The sequence below is a fragment of the Velocimicrobium porci genome (genome assembly GCF_009696045.1).
Taxonomy (GTDB): Bacteria; Bacillota; Clostridia; order Lachnospirales; family Lachnospiraceae; genus Velocimicrobium; species Velocimicrobium porci.
In genome coordinates this window covers 14,844-34,945 of sequence record NZ_VUMT01000010.1, presented here as the reverse complement: position 1 = coordinate 34,945, position 20,102 = coordinate 14,844, and the positions used below count along the sequence as shown (strand labels likewise).

The window sequence follows — 20,102 nt, the reverse complement described above, 5'->3', positions numbered from 1 at the left end:
AAAGAGATGAGCAAAAATACACGCATAATGCCTGTTATTGCATTAAGAGGAATGAATGTCCTTCCGGGAATGATGATTCATTTTGATGTAGGAAGAAAGATAACAGTTGCGGCAATAGAAGAAGCTTTACTTTCCGACCAGACAGTATTTATTGTTGCCCAGCAGGATGATATGGTGGAATTACCAAGTCGGGAAGACTTATATGATGTGGGAACAATTTGTATCGTGAAACAATTAGTACGATTACCGGAAGAACAGATGAGGGTAATGGTAACGGGAATTGAGCGGGCAACATTAGAAGAAATGCTAGATGAACCACATTATTTAAAAGCAGTTGTTGAAGTGCAGGAAGATACAGATAGAGAGCATCTTAGTTTAATCGAAGAAGAAGCAATGCTTCGGCAGTTAAAAGAATTGATGAACATTTATGCTGCTGCAAACGGAAAATCTTCGATTGCATTTTTAAGAAAAATAGCGGATATAAAAAATGTGGACAAGATGATTGATGAGATAGCCGGGAATATAGCAATAAGTTTAGAAGATAAACAGGCAGTATTAAATGAATTGAATCTGGAAGACCGTTTTAATTGTCTTGCTACCATATTAACAAAGGAAATTGAGGTAATTCGAATAAAAAAGGAATTCCAGGCAAAGGTAAAAGAAGAAGTTGATAAAAACCAAAAAGAATACTTGCTTCGGGAACAATTGAAAGTAATTCGTCAGGAATTAGGAGAAAGCGATGTAGTAAGTGAGGCGGACAAGTATATGGAAGCCTTAAATAAGTTAAAAGCATCAAAAGCAATAAAAGATAAAATAAAAGAAGAAATCGCACGTTTTCGTACTATCTCTTCAAGTTCTGCCGAAAGTGCAGTAAGCAGAGGATATATCGAAACATTACTTTCTCTTCCATGGGACAAAAAAAGTAAAGACAGTAATGACATTAAGCATGCCGAAGATGTTTTAAATGAAGACCATTATGGCTTGAAAAAGGTAAAAGAGAGAGTGCTGGAATTTTTAGCAGTCAGGGCGTTAACTTCAAAGGGAGAAAGTCCAATTATTTGCCTGGTAGGACCTCCGGGAACAGGAAAAACATCAATTGCCCGTTCTGTGGCAAGAGCATTAAACAAAAAATACGTAAGAATTTGCCTTGGAGGTATTAGAGATGAGGCAGAAATTCGTGGGCATCGAAAAACCTATGTGGGAGCAATGCCGGGACGTCTTGTGACCGGACTGCGACAGGCAGGGGTAAAAAATCCACTGATTTTATTAGATGAAATTGATAAAGTCAGCAGCGACTATAAGGGAGATACTTCCTCCGCTCTGTTAGAGGTATTAGATAGTGAACAAAATAGTCATTTTGTAGACCATTATGTGGAACTTCCAATGGATTTATCAGAAGTATTATTTATTGCCACAGCTAATTCAACCCAGACAATCCCAAGACCATTGTTAGACCGTATGGAAATAATAGAAGTAAGCAGCTATACAGAAAATGAAAAATATCATATAGCGAAAGAGCATTTAATTCCAAAAACAAAACAAAAAAATGGTCTGAAGGAAACAGACCTTTCCATTTCCGATCGCGCTTTAGAACAGATTATTCATGGATATACAAGAGAAGCAGGAGTCCGCACGTTAGAGCGAAGACTTGGAGAAATATGCAGAAAATCCGCGAGAGAACTGTTGGAGAAACAGACAAAGCGTGCAGGCAAATCGGTTCAGCCAAAACAGGTCAAAGTTACAACTAAAAATCTGGAGCAATATCTTGGAAAGGTAAAATACACCTATACCGAATTAAACGAACAAGATGAAATAGGTATTGTAAGAGGATTAGCATGGACGAGCGTTGGTGGTGATACGTTAGAAATTGAAGTAAATGTCATGCCGGGAAAAGGTGAATTCAAGTTGACAGGACAATTAGGTGACGTGATGAAAGAATCAGCGATGGCAGGAATCAGTTACATACGTTCTGTTAGTGAGCAAAAAGGGATTGATAAAGAATTCTTTGCAGAGCATGATATTCATATCCATATTCCGGAAGGTGCTGTACCAAAGGATGGACCATCAGCGGGAATAACAATGGCAACAGCAATGTTATCAGCGATAACAAACAAGAAAGTGCGAAGAGATGTTGCGATGACAGGAGAGATTACATTAAGAGGAAGGGTTCTTCCGGTTGGAGGTTTAAAAGAAAAAATATTAGCTGCCAAAGCAGCGAAAATAAAAACCGTATTAGTTCCAAAGAAAAACGAAAAAGATATTGAAGAAATAGAAGCTGAAATTAAATCAGGACTTGAAATTCAGTATGTAGAACAAATGGAACAAGTATTAGAATACGCATTGTGTTAAAGTGTGTTAGAAAGGAAAAAATATGAACGTAACAAAGGTGAATCTGGAAACGGTATGTGGAATTACAAGCAAACTTCCTGAAAATGACAAAATGGAGGTAGCCTTTGCGGGAAAATCTAATGTAGGAAAATCTTCCCTAATCAATGCACTTATGAATCGAAAATCATATGCAAGAACATCACAACAGCCTGGAAAGACACAGACAATTAATTTTTATAATATCAATGATGCATTGTATTTTGTAGATCTTCCGGGGTATGGTTATGCCAAAATCTCAAAAGAAATGAAAGTCAAATGGGGAAAGATGATAGAAAATTATCTGAAGAAAACAAAACAGCTTCGCATTTTATTCCTTTTAGTAGATATTCGCCATGAGCCGGGACAAAATGATGTAGATATGTATAATTGGAGTGTAAATTATGGTTATAATCCAATTATTATTGCAACAAAATCAGATAAAATCAGCAAAGGACAATTGCTTAAGCATACAACGATGATTCGAAAAAAATTAAATTGCATCGAAGGTACGCCTATTATTCCATTTTCTGCTTTGAATAAAAGTGGTCGGGATGAGATATGGGAGTATATTGAAGATATGATGGAGTTTTATCAGAGTGAAAAATAGGATTGTACTTGTAAATTTTTTGCTTTTTTATATTTGGAATTCATAAAAGGAGAAAACTAATTTAGAATAACGGGAAGAACGGAGCGATGGGGAAATGCTCCGTTCTTCCCGTGTTTCGAAAGATAGTTCCGTCCTTACCTAAAGCATCAATTCTTTCATAGCAAACGCATAAATCTTTTGACTTTTATCTCTCCAATGATTACAGATTTCGATTGCCTCTTCTTCGGTAGGAACACTTAGGCTGATTTCAATTACTTTGCTATCCATTTCTTTTACGTAGCAATGTGCGATATATTCGCCTTTTTTTGCCTCATAATAGTCAGCAACCGTAGAAACTTCTTCACGCAATTCATATTTATTCTCCTTCAAATAGTCAAGAATTTCTTCTTTGATGGCATCTGAAATTTCTTTATTGAAAAAGCTTAATGTTTCGTGTCCTGCGTCTGTGATTTGGAAATAGGAACTGTTTCTAATTGTGTCCCCTTTAATTAACTCGGAACTTTCCAATTCATTGATTGCCTGTTGAATTGTAAAGTAGTTTGTATACTCCTTCTCCAAAATCAGATTGGATATCTGAGCATTGGTCAAAGGAAAGTCAACTTTATCTAAAATAAATAGAATAATTAACTTATATAAGGTCATAGCATTTGATTCCATATCTGATCAACTCCTTAATTATTTAATGCCGGCAGGACTAGATAAGACGTCCCTGCCAGGTATCCCTAAGTTTTAATTCGCGATTGATTTGATTCATTACCATTTTTTTGTGGGAGCTCCATTGTGGCTCTAATAATAGTTTTTTTGGTCCATCGCCGGTAAGTCGGTGAATTACGATGTCCGGTGGCAGATGTTCGAGGCACGAAATTACCCAGTCGATATATTGCTCCATAGTTAGAATAGGAAATGTCCCTAAATAATCCGCTAAGTCTGTTCCTTTTAAGACATGAAGAAGCTGAAGCTTTATTCCTTGTATAGGAAGGGAAGCGACGTGGGCAATTGTTTCTAAGAGCATTTCTTTTGTTTCGTTGGGAAGACCTATGATGATATGAACGATGATGTCTATATTTCTTTTTGTCAGTTGTGCGACTGCCTGGTCAAATACGCTTAGTGGGTAACCTCTTCGTATGAAACGGGCAGTTTCATCATGACAAGTCTGAAGACCTAATTCAATCCAGACGGGTTTTATCTTGTTGAGGCGTTCTAAAAGGTCAAGAATGTCATTCCCCAGACAGTCCGGTCTTGTTCCAATTGATAAGGCAACAATGGAAGGGTGGTTAATTGCCTCTGTAAAAATACGCTCTAAATGGTCAATTGGGGCGTAAGTGTTTGTATAAGCCTGAAAATATGCAATAAATTTGTTACCCACGGATTTCGCTTTTTTAATTCCGTCGATTGCAAGATTAATTTGTTCGGTTACATTTTTGCATATTGGAGCGGCAAAGTCGCCTGAGCCTCCGGAACTACAAAAAATACAGCCACGTGTATCTAACTTCCCATCCCGGTTTGGACAGGTCATGCCACCATTCAAAGCTACTTTGTATACCTTTTCGCCAAAGATTTGTTTTAAGTAGTAGTCAAGGGAGTAATATCGCTTTTCGCCCCATGTTTTTCGTTCTAACATGGGATATGTGCCTTTACTGCTTCACTTACAACTTTGGCAACTTGTGGGTCAAAAGCCTCTGGCATGATGTTTGTAGGGCTTAAATCTTCTTCTTTTACAAGTCCTGCAATTGCAAGAGCGGCTGCAAGCTTCATTTCTTCTGTGATTTGACTTGCACGTCCCTCTAAAGCTCCTTTGAATATACCGGGAAATGCCACAACGTTATTGACTTGGTTAGGGAAATCAGAACGTCCGGTTCCGACTACTTTGGCACCTGCCAAAAGTGCCTCATCTGGCATAATTTCAGGCACAGGATTCGCCATTGCAAATAGGATAGCATCTTGATTCATAGAAGCAACCATTTCTTTTGTTACGATGTTAGGAGCAGAAACACCAATAAAGATATCAGCTCCTTTTAAAGCCTCTGCTAATGTTCCTGTTACATTTGAACGATTAGTGACTTCCATCATTTCTTTTTGCTTCCAATTTAAATCAGATGAATTCTTAGACAGAATACCTGATTTATCGCACATGATAATATTTGGGAAGCCATAAGAAAGTAGAAGCTTTGTAATTGCAATGCCTGCTGAACCAGCACCATTTACAACTACCTTACAATCTTCTTTTTGCTTTCCTACTACTTTTAAAGCATTTATTACACCTGCAAGAACAACGATTGCAGTTCCGTGCTGATCATCGTGAAATACAGGGATGTCCAATAATTGTTTCAAACGTTCTTCAATTTCAAAACAACGTGGTGCGGAAATATCTTCTAAATTGATACCGCCGAAAGCAGGGGCAATATTAACGATTGTTTTTATGATTTCTTCTGTATCTTGGGTGTCAAGGCAAATTGGAAATGCGTTTATTCCGCCAAATTCCTTAAATAATACTGCTTTGCCTTCCATAACAGGCATGGCAGCGTATGGACCAATGTTGCCAAGACCTAAAACAGCACTGCCATCTGATACAACAGCAACTGTATTCGATTTTATTGTATATTGGTAAGCAGCTTCTTTGTCTTTTGCAATAACCCTGCAAGGTTCTGCAACCCCTGGGGTATAGGCAAGAGAAAGAGCTTCTCTGGATTTTACAGAGCATTTGGGTGTTGTATCAAGTTTTCCGTTCCATTCCTTGTGAAGTTCTAAAGCTTTTTCATTTACGGTCATTTTTTTTCTCCTATTGTTTCTTATTACAATATATAATATGAATATGGTTTACAATAACATGTTAATCATAACACTATAAAAATCTGAAATCAAGATAAGGATTATTGGGTCTTTTGTAGTAGAGAAAAAATTTGCATTTTATAAAATAATGTGTATAATGAAATTATTAGCTATAGTTTTAGATACATATCGGAGTCTTTTCTGGCATATCTGCTATGAAATCCAGTATTAAAGGAGAAAATATGAATAATAATTTAGAGAAAATGTCCCTTGCCCAGTTAAAAGTATTGGCAAAAGAAATGGGGATAAAAAGTATTTCTACGTTGAGAAAACAAGAATTGATAGATGTAATGACAGAAACCCAAGAAAATAAAAAGGTTTCTATTGAAGCAAAAGAGAAAGCGAAGCAGGGTGAGACAGATACAGATAAGAAAACGAAAAAAGGAAAAAACGAAGAATCAAAAAAACAAACTTTGAAAACAAATGCAAAATCGACAGAAAAGAGCAAAGAAAGTAAGTCAAATCTGAATAGTGCAAATCATAGAGAATCTTCTCATACAGATAATGTAAAAGAAACCCAAAAAGAATATGGTAAGGAAAGCAGAGAAAATAAAGAGAATAGAGGAATAGCAAGTGAGATGGAACAGCTTGATAGCGGTGAAACGAAGGAAGGAATTTTGGAAGTTTTACCAGATGGCTATGGATTTATTCGCTGTGATAATTATCTGCCGGGAGAAAATGATGTCTATGTATCTCCAGCACAGATTCGTCGTTTTAATTTGAAAACTGGTGATATTGTAATTGGAAATACTAGAATTCGTAACCAGAATGAAAAGTTCAGTGCTTTACTTTATGTGAAATCTGTAAATGGTTTTCATCCATCCGAAGCACAAAGACGTAAGAAATTTGAAGATATGACACCTATTTTTCCAAATAGAAGAATCCACTTAGAAACACCGGGTGCGGGGATCGGAATGAGAATGGTTGATTTGGTTTCACCAATTGGTAAAGGGCAGCGAGGAATGATTGTATCTCCTCCAAAAGCCGGCAAAACTACTCTTTTGAAGCAAGTTGCAAAAGCTATAACCAAAAATCATCCGGAGATGCATTTAATTATATTGTTAATTGATGAACGTCCTGAAGAAGTAACAGATATCAAAGAATCAATTGAAGGCAAAAATGTGGAGGTTATTTATTCAACATTTGATGAATTACCAGAAAATCACAAAAGAGTATCGGAAATGGTAATTGAGCGTGCAAGACGATTGGTTGAGCATAAAAAAGATGTCATTGTATTACTTGATAGTATTACAAGACTTGCAAGAGCTTACAACTTGACAGTACAGGCAAGTGGGCGTACACTTTCCGGAGGGCTTGATCCAGCGGCTCTTTATATGCCGAAGAAATTTTTTGGTGCTGCAAGAAATATGCGTGAAGGTGGAAGCCTTACTATTTTGGCAACTGCACTGGTTGAGACAGGAAGTCGCATGGATGACGTAATTTTTGAAGAGTTTAAGGGTACTGGTAACATGGAATTAGTATTAGACAGAGGATTATCGGAAAAAAGAATCTTCCCTGCAATTGATTTAATGAAATCCAGTACACGAAGAGATGATTTATTGCTTACACAGGATGAAACAGAGGCAAATTACTTGATGCACAAAGCATTAAATGGAATGCGTTCCGATGAAGCTTTGGAACAAATTATTAATATGTTTTTGAAGACGAAGAATAATAAAGAATTTATTGAAATGATACGAAAAGTTAAAATTTTAAATTAATTATAGTATAAAATTTGTGTTCGCGGTACTTGTCGCTGTAAGGATAAAATATGGCTTGCATAAAAGGATAAGCTATGTTATAATGAAAAAGCTGTTTATAGAAACGTAGAAACACAAATCGGTTGGAAACCGATAAAAATTGTAAAGAGGTGAATAATATGAGAGAAGGAATCCATCCAAATTATTACCAGGCAAAGGTTACATGTAACTGCGGTAATGAGTTTGTAACAGGATCAACAAAGGAAGATATCCACGTAGAAGTTTGTTCTAAATGTCATCCATTCTACACAGGTCAGCAGAAAGCTGCTGCAGCTCGTGGTGCAATTGATAAGTTCAACCGTAAATACGGTTTTACTCAAAACAACTAATAAGTATAAAACTAGGTTGAGATTCCGTAATCTCAGCCTATTTTTGAATTTGAAGATATAGTTTGTATACGAAAGTTTACAATTAGAATAGATGGATTATAAAGAGGTTATTCGGGTAAATAAAAATATGAGTTTGATGAGCGGGAAAGTGGTGAGTATATGAAGTCATCTGGAATAGGGGGACAGGCTGTTCTTGAGGGCGTAATGATGAAAAATAAAGATAAGTACGCCGTTGCAGTAAGAAGACCAGATCATAAGATTGAAGTTAAAATAGAAGAATATCACAGTGTAGGAGAGAAACATCCAATTGCAAGATTTCCGATTATTCGAGGTGTTATAGCATTTATAGAGTCAATGGTAATTGGAACTAAGACGTTGACTTATTCTGCAAGTTTCTATGAAGAAGAGGAAGAAGAAAAAGAAAGCAAGTTAGAAAAGACAATGGGGAAGCTTTTTAAAGAAAAAGCGGAAGCAGTTGTAATGGCATTGACAATAATTGCATCAATTGCAATCGCAATTGGAATTTTCATGATTCTTCCGTTATTTGCAGCAGAGTTTTTCAGCGGGCTAACTGACAATATAAAGATTCTGGCATTGGTGGAAGGATTAATACGAATTACATTGTTTATAGCTTATGTACTTATGATATCGCAAATGCAAGATATAAAACGGGTATTTATGTATCATGGGGCGGAGCATAAAACAATCAATTGTGTTGAAAATGGAAAAGAACTAACGATAGAAAATGTAAGGGAATGTTCAAGACAGCACAAACGTTGTGGAACGAGTTTTATGTTTTTGGTTATGTTTATAAGTGTAGTTTTCTTCATTTTTTTGCGGTTTGATAATTTATGGATGAGAATGGTTTCGCGAATTTTATTAGTACCTGTAATTGCAGGAGTATCTTATGAATTCATTCGTCTGGCAGGAAATAGCGATTCTTTTCTTGTAAATTTCTTTAGTAAACCGGGACTTTGGCTTCAGAATCTTACAACAAGGGAACCTGACGATGCTATGATAGAAGTTGCAATCCAATCAGTGGAGGCAGTATTTGACTGGCGTGCATATCAGGAAGGTGAAAGACAAAGAAGTGGAAAAATGAAGCTGCTTTCGAAAAATCCAATCGAAGAGGCTTCTGTGACAAAAAGCAATGATGAGGAAGATACATTAGACGGTTTGTTCTTAAATCAGGAAACAAAAGAAACTTTGCAGAAAAGCAAGCAGACTAAGTCAAAAGTAGTTGATTTAAAATCCGCAAGAGAAGCAAGAAGAGCCAGAGAGTTGGAAACATCATCTTTAGAACGAGATTTGCAACGAGATAGTCTTTTAGACGGAGAAGAAGATGATGAAATCTTGAGAGCGTTGGATAAGTTTTTTATATATGAAGAGAATAAAAGAGAATGAAAACGATAGAAGAATTACTTCGAAATGGTGAATCAAGGCTAAAAGATGCTTACATTGAAGATGCAAAATTAGATGCCTGGTATCTTATGGAATATTGTTTCCATATGAGTCGGGTATCTTTTTTGCTGGACAGGAATAAGCCTGTTTCAGAAGAAAAAGAAAGAGAATATATTACATTAATTGAAAAAAGAAAAAGTCATATTCCTCTGCAACATATAACTGGTGAACAGGAATTTATGGGATATTCGTTTTATGTGAATGAACATGTATTAATTCCAAGACAGGATACAGAAATTTTAGTAGAAGAAATAGTTCCATATGCTTCCGGCAAGAAGATATTAGATATGTGTACAGGTTCAGGATGTATTTTGATTAGTTTGTCAAAAGAAGTCGATTTGCATGTAGGAGTTGGAGCAGATATTTCGAGTGAAGCATTAAAAGTTGCTAAAAAGAATGCAGTTCGAAATCAAAGTGAGGTTAGATTTGTTCAAAGTGATTTATTTACTCAAATAAATGAAACATTTGATATTATTGTTTCCAATCCTCCTTATATCGAAAGCAGGGAAGTTGACTGTCTTATGCCGGAGGTGCGATTACATGAGCCTAGAATTGCACTGGACGGGATGGAAGATGGACTTTATTTTTATAAAAAAATCATAGAGCAATCCGTTTTTCATCTTAATCAAGGAGGAAGAATCTTTTTTGAAATTGGGTATAATCAGGGAGAAGCAGTCAGCAGACTTTTAGAAGAAGCAGGATATAGTGAGATTAAAGTAAAAAAAGATTTGGCACAACTCGACCGTGTTGTAAGTGCTAAGCTTTAAAAATATATGGAGGAAAAAAGATGTTTGATAAGTTAGAAGATATTTTAATTCGTTTTGAAGAAATACTAAATGAATTAGCAGAACCAAGCTGTATTAATGATCAGGAACGTTTTCGTAAATTAATGAAAGAGCAGACAGACTTAAATCCAATTGTAGAAAAGTATAAAGAATACAAAGCAGCAAAAGAAGGAATTGAAGATAGTCTTGCAATTTTAGAAGAAGAAAATGATGAAGAGATGCGTGAGCTTGCAAAAGAAGAATTAAATGACTGTAAGGCAAAATTAAGTGATATTGAAAATGATTTAAAAATATTATTACTTCCAAAAGACCCTAACGATGAGAAAAACGTTATCGTTGAGATCCGTGGTGGTGCAGGTGGAGATGAAGCAGCTTTATTTGCAGCTGAATTATTCCGTATGTATTCTCGTTTCGCAGAGCGTAACCGTTGGAAAGTAGACATGATGAACTTAAACGAAAATGGAATTGGAGGATTTAAAGAAGTCATCTTTATGATAAACGGAGAGGGAGCTTACTCCAAGTTAAAATACGAAAGTGGAGTGCATCGTGTCCAACGAATCCCGGTAACAGAATCTGGTGGTCGTATTCATACATCAACTGCAACAGTAGCCATTATGCCAGAAGCAGAAGAAGTTGATGTACAACTTGATATGAACGATTGTAAATTTGACGTATTCCGTGCATCAGGAAACGGTGGTCAGTGTGTAAATACAACCGACTCCGCAGTAAGACTTACCCATATACCAACAGGAATCGTAATTTCCTGCCAGGATGAAAAATCCCAGTTGAAAAATAAAGACAAAGCATTAAAGGTATTACGTTCCCGTTTATACGAATTAGAACAACAAAAAGCACATGATGCAGAGGCAGAGGCAAGAAGAAGCCAGGTAGGAACAGGAGATCGTTCCGAAAAGATTCGTACTTATAACTTCCCACAGGGACGAGTGACGGATCATAGAATTAAATTTACGTCCCATCGATTGAATGATATATTGGATGGCGATTTGTATGAGGTGATTGATAATCTGATTGCGGCAGATCAGGCGGCGAAGTTAAGCCGCATGCAAAACGAAGGCTAAAACCATTGATTTTGCTGGAATTTCTGAAAAATATCAGTATATATGAATTGAATAAAATCGTAAAAGAAACGGTCTTTGACACATGTCATCGACCGTTTTTCTTTTTAGGTACTGTACACCCCTATTTGGGCGGCTTTGATGTATGTATAGCTCTCCCTGAAAATTACTTTCGTATCTCATAATGAAAGAACAAATGTTCTCGTGATTCTATGTTAATGATGATATAATTAATACAGAACAAATGTTTTGGACGCGGAAATCTATGAGTAAAATATTGGTCAATAACACAGAAATACAAGTAATAAAATTTGAGAAAGAAGATTATATATCTCTTACTGATATGGTAAGAAATATTGAAAATGGTGTTGTTTTAATAGAAAAATGGCTAAGAAACAAAAATACAATTGAGTTTTTAGGAATATGGGAAGATTTGTTCCGTGAGGGCGACCAAAGTGCGAAGTTGGCCAAGATGCAGGAGAACTATGGGAGATTGGCTTAGGCGAGAAAATAGATATGAGATGGAATGGAGTGCGTTACCTTGACTTTAAGCAGTTTAGGTAATATACTTTTTGTACAGTTGGAGTTATAAAGAGTGATAAATGAGTTGTGTGAAAGTTTAGATTGTTATATAATATAGAAATATAAATTTATATCTGTGGAGGTTAGAGATGATAAAGCGAATTAACTACTCGGTGCAGTTTTAAAACTGACAACAGATTGTATCGAGGTTAATAGAAAGTTTAGACTTATGTTGTCAGGAACTGCACCGAACCGTTACTCTGTAAATAATAGTTTGGAAAGGATGCAGTTAAAATGAAAAGAACAGAATTAAAAGCAATTTGGAGAAATGAAGAAAAAGTAGCACATATTCATGGTTGGGATTTTTCTCACATTCATGGTAGGTATGAAGAAGAGATGGATTTACCATGGGATTATGAAAAGATAATCAAACGGTATTTGAATGATGATATGAATATCTTGGATTATGATACTGGCGGTGGCGAGTTTTTATTATCTTTGAAACATCCATTTCATAAAACTGCGGCAACAGAAGGATACCAACCAAATGTAGAATTATGTAAGGAAAGATTAGTACCACTTGGAATTGCTTTCAGAGAATGTGATAATCCAACAAATATTCCATTTGAAAATGAAAGTTTTGATGTGATTATAAATAGGCATGGAGATTTTAATGCGGAAGAATTATACCGCTTACTAAAAAAAGGTGGAATATTTATAACCGAGCAAGTTGGTGGAGATAATGATAGAGATTTGGTAGAAATGGTACTTCCAATACAGAGAAACCATTTCCTCACTTAAATCTGAAAGAGCAGAAAAAAGTATTTGAAGATGCAGGATTTCATATTATTGAGGAAGCGGAAGCCTATCGTCCAATTAAGTTTTATGATGTTGGTGCGTTTGTGTGGTTTGCACATATTATTGAATGGGAATTTTCCGAATTTTCAGTTGATGGATGCTTTGAACATTTAATAAAAATGCAAGAAAAAATTGAAGATGAAGGAAAAGTTGAAGGTACTATTCATCGCTATTTAATCGTAGCAAAGAAATAGATTGTTGATGTGTAGCCAAATAAGGATAAAGAGCAAAGATTCTGTTAAAGGTTATTATCATATGTATTATTATATCCAGCTGTTAATAAAGTTTGAATAGTAATAGGATATAAAGGAAAGAATACATATTTTAATAACTTTTTTGCTGTTTAAAAGATTTTTGATTAGAAAGCGTTCAGAAACAATAATTAAGAATAGAAACCTATTGAAATTATATAAGGATTGTAGTAGAATACCATGTCAGTGGTATTTATGGAAGGAAATATATAGAAAAATTAACATAGAAGAAAATATTAGTTATTAGGAGGGTATTGAGGTGCCGACAATTGGGGGAAAAGAGTTAACGACTACACAGATTATTGCAAGTGGTTTTTTTGTCTGTATTATGATAGGCTCTTTGCTTTTAGCGTTGCCTATTTCTTCTAGGAGTGGGGAATGGACACCATATATAGACGCTTTATTTACATCAACTTCAGCCACTTGTGTGACCGGGTTAACGACAGTAAATACATTAGAGCATTGGAGTTTTTTTGGTCAGTTTATTATTATGTTGTTAATTCAGCTTGGTGGATTGGGAATCGTAACATTTACTACAATTGTTCTGATGGTTATGGGAAGAAGAATTACGTTAAAAGAAAGATTGTTAATTCAAAATGCTTATAATCTGGACACATTGCAGGGACTTGTTAAAATGACGATTCGCATTGTTGAAGGGACTTTGTTGATAGAAGGAATTGGAGCCTGTCTTTATGCGATACAGTATATTCCAGATTACGGGGTTTTGCAGGGAATATGGAAATCTGTATTTAATTCTGTATCTGCGTTTTGTAATGCGGGAATGGATCTTATAGGGGATTATAGTTTAACACCTTATCGGAACAACATTTTGATAAATCTAGTTACAATGGCGTTAATCATCATAGGAGGAATCGGATTTCCAGTTTGGTGGGATGTACTGCGTGTATGGCACTTGAGAAGAAAAGAAAAATTAAAGTTTCGAAAGTGTCTAAGTAAGTTTAGCTTACATTCGAAGCTTGTAATTTCTGTTACCTTTTTATTAATTGTAGGAGGAGCCTTATTTATATTTTTGTTAGAATTTAATAATCCAAAGACAATTGGAGAAATGCCGGTTTGGGAAAAGGTTTTGGCGTCTCTTTTTCAATCTGTGACAACAAGGACAGCAGGATTTTTAACAATCCCACAAGAGGGATTACATGAAACAACTTCATTTGTATGTATTGTTTTAATGTTTATAGGAGGTTCACCATCCGGAACTGCAGGAGGTGTTAAAACAGTAACGATTGCGATGATGTTGCTTGCAGTAATTTCGACAATCAAAGGAAATGAAGATACAGAAGTTTTTCACCGAAAAATTACAAATACGCTTGTGAAAAAAGGAATGGCGGTTGTTTTAATTAATATGGCAGTACTAATCGTTATGACAATAGCACTTTCCGCAATTGAGGGAAAAGATTTTTTAAATATATTATATGAAACGACTTCTGCATTGGGAACAGTTGGATTGACAAGAAATTTGACCGGTAACCTTACGATAATAGGTCGGATAATAATTATTATAACAATGTATATTGGAAGAGTTGGACCTATTACACTGGCATTGTTCTTTAACCGTAAACACTATGGCACACCTGCAAGGTCACTGCCACCGGAAAAAATATTAGTTGGGTAAATGAAGAAAGGATCTTTATAATGGGTAAAAAAGAATTTGTAGTTTTTGGATTAGGAAGATTTGGGAAGAGCGTAGCCCTTACGTTGGCGGATAGCGGATGTGAAGTATTAGTTGTAGATGACAATGAAGAGAAAATTCACGATATAGCTGAATACGTAACATACGCAGTAAAAGCAGATGTAACAGATGCAGAAACATTATCTACACTTGGACTTCGCAATTTTGATGGTGCAATTATTGCAATTGGAGAAAATTTAGAGGCAAGCGTTTTAGTTACAATCCTAGTAAAAGAGTTAGGAATTCCATATGTTCTCGCTAAAGTACAGACAGATACACAAGCGAAAGTTCTAAAAAAGGTTGGAGCTGATATGGTTGTTTTTCCGGAAAAAGAAACAGGAATACGTATTGCAAATAAATTGGTTCATGGTAACTTTTTTGATGCAATCGAGTTATCTACAACATTTAGTATGATGGAATTGGATGCACTTCCGGAATGGTATGGAAAGACTTTAAGCGAGCTTGATTTACGTGCAAAATATGATATTAATGTTATTGGTGTAAAAAATAGAGGAAAATTTAATTTTAATCCGACTGCAGAGGAAATCATAGACCGTGATGATATTTTAGTTGTAATTGGAAGAAATGAAACATTGAGTCAATTACAAAATCATTAGGAAGACAGGAGGTCCATGATTTGATTACTAGTACATCGAACCAGCAGGTCAAACAGATTATACAGCTTCAGAAAAAGTCAAAGCTTCGTGAAAAAGAACAGGTTTTTATTGTAGAAGGACGGAAAATGTTTGAAGAGGCAAAGAGCTTTTTAAAAAAGGTATATATGACAGAAGATTTTTATGAAGAACATAAAAACATACCATCATATTTTGAAGAAATGGATTATGAGCTTGTAACGGATAGTGTAATGAAAAGTATGTCTGACACGATGACGCCACAAGGCGTTTTGGCACTTGCAAAAATGCCAAAATATAACCTGGAAGATATGGTAAAAAAAGACCGAGTTACGTTATTGCTATTAGAAAACCTAAGGGATCCGGGAAATCTTGGAACTATTATAAGGACTGCAGAGGGCGCCGGAGTGACCGGAATTATTATGAGTAAGGAATCGGTGGATATTTTCAACCCGAAAGTAATCCGTTCTACAATGGGAGCAATTTATAGAATGCCGTTCATTTATGTGGAAAACTTTAAAAAGACGATGGAATATCTGCAACAGCAAAAGGTTATAATTTATGCTTCTCATTTGAAAGGAAAGAACGATTATGATGAGGAAAGATATGGAGCAAAAACAGCCATTATAATAGGAAATGAGGCAAATGGAATTACCGAAGAAACGGCAGAAATGGCAGATGTTCTAGTAAAGATTCCAATGGAGGGCAGTGTAGAATCCTTGAATGCAGCAGTTGCTTCTGCAATTTTAGTTTATGAGGTATATAGACAGCGTAGGAATCTAAAAAAATAAAAGATAAAAAAGCAAAAACCAGGGGCGAATATAACCTAGTAAAATATTCGCTCCTGGTTTTATATTTTTTTAATTTGACAGAGAACATAGAAATGATTATAATTCAGATAGAAAATGACCGACCAGTCGGTCGGATAAATACGCAAATAAAAAAGGAGGCAGTCATGTTATCAAAATTTAGTGTAAAGAAGCCATATACCGTAGTGGTTTCCGTTCTATTAGTGATTATTCTTGGAATTGTATCATTTACAGAGATGACACCGGATTTATTGCCAAGTATTAATCTTCCATATGTAGTAATTGTGACTCCGTATGTAGGTGCCAGTCCGGAAACAGTAGAGCAAACGGTTACCCGCCCAATTGAACAGTCAATGGCAACAATTAATAACATTAAAAATATCAGTTCGACATCAAGCGAGAATTATTCTACTGTTATGCTAGAATTTGAAGAAGAAACAAATATGGATTCGGCATCAATTGATATTCGGGAAAAACTGGATACGGTATCAGGATATTGGGATGATAGCGTAGGAACATCGACGGTAATGAAATTAAATCCGGATATGATGCCTGTTATGGTGGCAGCAGTAGACGTAGAGGGGATGGACCATATAGAAGTATCTGCCTACACAGAAGATACCATTATACCTGCTTTGGAAAGTGTAGAGGGAGTTGCAAGTGTTTCTACGACAGGTTTAATTGACAAATCAATTCAAGTAGTTATTAATCAGGATAAGATTGATAAGATTAATAAAAAGCTGGAAAAATCGGTATCAGGAGATTTGGATAAGGCAGAGAAGAAATTAAAAGATGCAGAAGAAAAAATCAGTTCAGGAAAAGAAGAGTTAGAAAAAAAGAATAAAGAGCTTAGTGAAGGCATGACAGAGGCTTCCCAGAAAATTACAGAAGCCAAAATGGAGCTGTTAAAAAATGAGATAAAAATGGCAGATGGGGAAGAAGAACTGGAAGCAAAGGAAAAAGAGCTTAAAACGGCAGAAACCGAATTATCAAAAAATGAAATAGAGTTAAAGAAACAGAAAACCGAACTTATAACAAAGGAAAAGGAAGTAAAGCAAGGTTTAAGCCAGATAAATACCGGGTTAGATGAGATAGAAGAAAAAGAAACCGAATTAAAAAGTGGAAAAGAACAATTAAAAGCGAGTATAGAAGCAATTGATAATAATGACAGTTTATCAGAAACAGCAAAAGCGGTTCAGTTAAAGATATTAGAAAGTTCTTTGTCAGAAATCGAGAAAGGACTTACTACCATTGAAAAAACAAAAAAAGAACTAGAAGAAAAGAAAACAACAGCAGAAGCTGGTTTGAAGCAAATTACGGAAGGAAAAGAAAAAATTGAATCGGGTGAAAAAGAGCTTGCGAAAGCAAGAACACAGTTAGAACAGGGTAAAACTGCACTGGAGCAGGGAAAAAGACAGATTCAGCAGGGAAAAGCAGGACTAGAAACTGGAAAAAGTACATTAAATCAAAAAGAAAGCGAATTAAATCAGAAAAAAGCAGCGGCCGAGGCACAATTAAATTCTGCTGGTGCAGAACTTAATAGTGGTGAAAAAGAGTTAAATACAAAAAAGGAAGAATTCGATAATCAGAAAGAAGATGCGTTAAAGGCGGCAAATGTAAATGATAAGATTACATCTGATATGGTTTCGAATATCTTACAGGCACAGAATTTTTCAATGCCTGCCGGCTATGTAACAGAGGAGAAAAGTACATATCTGGTTCGTGTCGGAGATAAAATCGAGGACGTAGATGAACTAAAAAATCTCGTTTTATTTGATATGAATCGTGATGATATCGAACCAATTACATTATCCGATGTTGCAGATGTATTTTGGGCTGACAATGCAGATGAAACTTATGCGAAAGTAAATGGAAATGAAGGCGTGATGCTTTCTATGCAGAAGCAGACAACCTACTCTACAAAAGACGTGGCAGACAAGATTACAGAAAAATTGGAAGAGCTGGAAAATACGAATAAATCTTTACACACCACTTATTTGATGGACCAGGGAATGTACATTGATATGGTTGTAGGCTCAGTATTGAATAACTTAATTTTTGGTGGGATATTGGCAATTATTATTTTATTCCTATTCTTAAAGGATTTAAAACCTACAATTATTATAGCCTGCTCGATACCAATTAGTGTAATATTTGCAATTGTATTAATGTATTTTTCGGGAGTTACAATTAATATTATTTCATTATCAGGTCTTGCGGTTGGAGTTGGTATGCTTGTAGATAACTCAGTTGTTGTAATTGAAAATATTTACCGTCTGCGAAATAAGGGAGTTTCTCCAATTAAGGCAGCAGTAAACGGAGCAGTTCAGGTGGCCGGGGCAATTATGGCTTCGACATTGACAACTGTTTGCGTATTCTTGCCAATTGTATTCGTTAAAGGAATGGCAAGGCAGTTATTTACAGATATGGCTTTGACGATTGCATATTCTTTATTAGCAAGCTTAATTGTTGCTTTGACGTTAGTACCATCAATGGCAGCCGGATTATTAAAAACAACATCAGATAAAGAGCATAAATTATTTGATAAATTTATTGTATTTTATGAAGGGTTACTAAGAAAGGCATTAAAGATAAAACCAGTTGTCTTAATTGTTGCAGTTGCCATTTTAGTTGGAAGCATCTGGGGAGCAGTAAAGCAAGGGACTGCATTTATGCCTGATATGGATAGCACACAGATTTCAGTATCAATCGAAATGCCAGATGAGACAGAGCTGGAAGATACAATTAAAATGGCAGATAAAGTAATGAATAAAATCCAAAAGATGGATGATGTAGAAACTGTCGGTGCAATGTTAGCTTCTAACAGTATGAGTGGTGCAAGTGCATCCGATCAGGTAAGCATGTACGTAATTTTAAAAGAAGACAAAAAACAATCTAGTATGGATATTGCAAAGCAGATTGAAGATAAATGTAAAAACTTGGATTGTGAAGTTACAGCAAGTGGTTCTTCTATGGATATGAGTGCATTAGGAGGCTCCGGAATTGTTATTAATGTAAAAGGTACTGAGCTAGATGAACTGCAAAAACTTGCAAAAGATGTAGCGGCGAAACTTCGAAAGGTGGAAGGAACTCAAAATATATCAGATGGCTTGGAAGATCCGACATCTGAAATACGTATTACTGTAAATAAAGAAAAAGCTATGATAAAAGGTCTGACGGTTGCACAGATTTATCAAGACATTCAAAATAATCTTAAGACTTCCAAAACTGCTACGCACCTGACAAAGAATGGTACCGAATACGAGATTCAGGTTGCAAATAAAGAAAACAATGAGATGACAAAGGAAGATATTGAGAACTATGAAATTAAAGTGACCGGTCAGGATGGAACCGAGAAAAATGTAAAATTAAAAAATATAGCCAAAATCACAGAAACAGAAGGCTTGTCTTCTATTCGAAGAGATGCACAGCAAAGATTTATAGCAGTATCAGCAGAAATTGCAGAAGGATATAATGTAGGATTGGTTAGCAGGGAAGCAGAAAAAGCATTTAAGAATTACAAAACACCAGAGGGGTATGAGATAGAATTTGATGGTGAAAATGAAAATATTAATGAATCCTTGCAACAACTAGGAAAAATGCTCTTGCTTGCAGTTTTATTTATCTATTTGATTATGGTAGCACAGTTCCAATCTTTATTATCGCCATTTATCGTAATGTTTACGATTCCGCTGGCATTTACTGGAGGCTTTTTAGGGCTGATTATAGGTGGTCAAAGCTTAAGTGTAGTTGCGATGATTGGATTTATTATGCTAGCAGGAATTGTAGTAAATAATGGTATTGTGCTTGTAGATTATATTAATCAGTTAAGAAGAGATGGAATGGAAAAGAAAGAGGCAATCATTGAAGCAGGAAAGACACGTATGCGTCCAATTTTGATGACAGCATTGACGACCATTTTAGGACTTTTTACAATGGCAATAGGTGTAGGTATGGGTGCAGATATGATGCAGCCGGTAGCAATTGTAACAATTGGAGGTTTATTATATGCTACAATTACAACGTTGTTTGTAATTCCTACACTATATGACATATTGAACCGTAAGGAAATGAAGGTAATTGCGGAAACAGAGTTAGAGATATTAGATGATGAAATGTAAGTAAA

At 35.6% G+C, this 20,102-nt stretch carries 15 protein-coding genes and 1 pseudogene; 13 read left to right on the top strand and 3 right to left on the bottom strand.

Annotation, left to right across the window (positions count from 1 at the left end):
• Positions 1-6: 6 nt before the first annotated feature.
• Complete coding sequence (gene lon / locus FYJ58_RS08080; protein WP_154519235.1) at positions 7-2,349, top strand: endopeptidase La; 2,343 nt, start codon at positions 7-9, stop codon at positions 2,347-2,349.
• A 22-nt stretch (positions 2,350-2,371) separates the two neighbouring features.
• Positions 2,372-2,974: a ribosome biogenesis GTP-binding protein YihA/YsxC gene (gene yihA, locus FYJ58_RS08075; RefSeq protein WP_154519234.1), complete on the top strand. Its 603-nt coding sequence runs from the start codon at positions 2,372-2,374 to the stop codon at positions 2,972-2,974.
• Positions 2,975-3,112: 138 nt separating this feature from the next.
• On the opposite strand, the gene FYJ58_RS08070 is transcribed toward yihA, so the two are convergent.
• The 3 genes from FYJ58_RS08070 to FYJ58_RS08060 are packed head-to-tail and all read right to left on the bottom strand — an operon-like array spanning position 3,113 to position 5,743.
• A complete protein-coding gene (locus tag FYJ58_RS08070; RefSeq protein WP_154519233.1) occupies positions 3,113-3,631 on the bottom strand; it encodes a DUF4364 family protein in 519 nt (172 codons plus the stop codon).
• Between the two features lie 37 nt (positions 3,632-3,668).
• Positions 3,669-4,595 carry a TIGR01212 family radical SAM protein gene (locus FYJ58_RS08065; RefSeq protein ID WP_154519232.1) on the bottom strand — a complete coding sequence of 309 codons (927 nt, stop codon included), beginning with the start codon at positions 4,593-4,595 and terminating at the stop codon, positions 3,669-3,671.
• Positions 4,589-5,743, bottom strand: a complete 1,155-nt coding sequence (locus FYJ58_RS08060) for an NAD(P)-dependent malic enzyme (protein WP_154519231.1) — start codon at positions 5,741-5,743, stop codon at positions 4,589-4,591. Before FYJ58_RS08060 ends, FYJ58_RS08065 begins: the two co-directional genes overlap by 7 nt.
• A gap of 242 nt (positions 5,744-5,985) precedes the next feature.
• Between FYJ58_RS08060 and rho the strand changes: the two genes are divergently transcribed.
• The 11 genes and pseudogenes from rho to FYJ58_RS08005 all read left to right on the top strand — a co-directional run bounded on the left by rho (position 5,986) and on the right by FYJ58_RS08005 (position 20,097).
• The gene (gene rho, locus FYJ58_RS08055; RefSeq protein WP_154519230.1) at positions 5,986-7,524 is read left to right on the top strand and encodes a transcription termination factor Rho; all 1,539 of its coding nucleotides are present in this window, start codon (positions 5,986-5,988) and stop codon (positions 7,522-7,524) included.
• Positions 7,525-7,682: 158 nt separating this feature from the next.
• On the top strand, positions 7,683-7,892 hold the full coding sequence (gene rpmE / locus FYJ58_RS08050; protein WP_154519229.1) for a 50S ribosomal protein L31: 210 nt from the start codon (positions 7,683-7,685) through the stop codon (positions 7,890-7,892).
• Positions 7,893-8,051: 159 nt separating this feature from the next.
• A complete protein-coding gene (locus tag FYJ58_RS08045; RefSeq protein WP_154519228.1) occupies positions 8,052-9,296 on the top strand; it encodes a DUF1385 domain-containing protein in 1,245 nt (414 codons plus the stop codon).
• Positions 9,293-10,120, top strand: coding sequence for a peptide chain release factor N(5)-glutamine methyltransferase (gene prmC, locus FYJ58_RS08040; RefSeq protein WP_154519227.1), 828 nt, complete (start codon positions 9,293-9,295; stop codon positions 10,118-10,120). The genes FYJ58_RS08045 and prmC overlap by 4 nt, the downstream gene beginning before the upstream one ends.
• A 20-nt stretch (positions 10,121-10,140) precedes the next feature.
• Positions 10,141-11,217, top strand: coding sequence for a peptide chain release factor 1 (gene prfA / locus FYJ58_RS08035; RefSeq protein ID WP_154519226.1), 1,077 nt, complete (start codon positions 10,141-10,143; stop codon positions 11,215-11,217).
• Positions 11,218-11,479: 262 nt separating this feature from the next.
• Positions 11,480-11,716, top strand: a complete 237-nt coding sequence (locus FYJ58_RS08030; RefSeq protein WP_154519225.1) for a KilA-N domain-containing protein — start codon at positions 11,480-11,482, stop codon at positions 11,714-11,716.
• 314 nt (positions 11,717-12,030) lie between these two features.
• Positions 12,031-12,788, top strand: a pseudogene (locus tag FYJ58_RS08025) (methyltransferase domain-containing protein).
• Positions 12,789-13,104: 316 nt separating this feature from the next.
• On the top strand, positions 13,105-14,478 hold the full coding sequence (locus FYJ58_RS08020) for a TrkH family potassium uptake protein (protein WP_328597818.1): 1,374 nt from the start codon (positions 13,105-13,107) through the stop codon (positions 14,476-14,478).
• A gap of 20 nt (positions 14,479-14,498) precedes the next feature.
• Positions 14,499-15,152, top strand: a complete 654-nt coding sequence (locus FYJ58_RS08015) for a potassium channel family protein (RefSeq protein WP_154519224.1) — start codon at positions 14,499-14,501, stop codon at positions 15,150-15,152.
• Positions 15,153-15,172: 20 nt separating this feature from the next.
• Positions 15,173-15,958: a TrmH family RNA methyltransferase gene (locus tag FYJ58_RS08010; protein ID WP_154519223.1), complete on the top strand. Its 786-nt coding sequence runs from the start codon at positions 15,173-15,175 to the stop codon at positions 15,956-15,958.
• Between the two features lie 164 nt (positions 15,959-16,122).
• Positions 16,123-20,097: an efflux RND transporter permease subunit gene (locus FYJ58_RS08005; protein ID WP_154519222.1), complete on the top strand. Its 3,975-nt coding sequence runs from the start codon at positions 16,123-16,125 to the stop codon at positions 20,095-20,097.
• Positions 20,098-20,102: the final 5 nt, after the last annotated feature.

Bases quoted from the DNA above. Each gene is read 5' to 3' on its own strand.
- lon (WP_154519235.1), top strand. From the start codon at position 7: ATGAGCAAAAATACACGCATAATGCCTGTTATTGCATTAAGAGGAATG.
- yihA (WP_154519234.1), top strand. From the start codon at position 2,372: ATGAACGTAACAAAGGTGAATCTGGAAACGGTATGTGGAATTACAAGC.
- FYJ58_RS08070 (WP_154519233.1), bottom strand. From the start codon at position 3,631: ATGGAATCAAATGCTATGACCTTATATAAGTTAATTATTCTATTTATT.
- FYJ58_RS08065 (WP_154519232.1), bottom strand. From the start codon at position 4,595: ATGTTAGAACGAAAAACATGGGGCGAAAAGCGATATTACTCCCTTGAC.
- FYJ58_RS08060 (WP_154519231.1), bottom strand. From the start codon at position 5,743: ATGACCGTAAATGAAAAAGCTTTAGAACTTCACAAGGAATGGAACGGA.
- rho (WP_154519230.1), top strand. From the start codon at position 5,986: ATGAATAATAATTTAGAGAAAATGTCCCTTGCCCAGTTAAAAGTATTG.
- rpmE (WP_154519229.1), top strand. From the start codon at position 7,683: ATGAGAGAAGGAATCCATCCAAATTATTACCAGGCAAAGGTTACATGT.
- FYJ58_RS08045 (WP_154519228.1), top strand. From the start codon at position 8,052: ATGAAGTCATCTGGAATAGGGGGACAGGCTGTTCTTGAGGGCGTAATG.
- prmC (WP_154519227.1), top strand. From the start codon at position 9,293: ATGAAAACGATAGAAGAATTACTTCGAAATGGTGAATCAAGGCTAAAA.
- prfA (WP_154519226.1), top strand. From the start codon at position 10,141: ATGTTTGATAAGTTAGAAGATATTTTAATTCGTTTTGAAGAAATACTA.
- FYJ58_RS08030 (WP_154519225.1), top strand. From the start codon at position 11,480: ATGAGTAAAATATTGGTCAATAACACAGAAATACAAGTAATAAAATTT.
- FYJ58_RS08015 (WP_154519224.1), top strand. From the start codon at position 14,499: ATGGGTAAAAAAGAATTTGTAGTTTTTGGATTAGGAAGATTTGGGAAG.
- FYJ58_RS08005 (WP_154519222.1), top strand. From the start codon at position 16,123: ATGTTATCAAAATTTAGTGTAAAGAAGCCATATACCGTAGTGGTTTCC.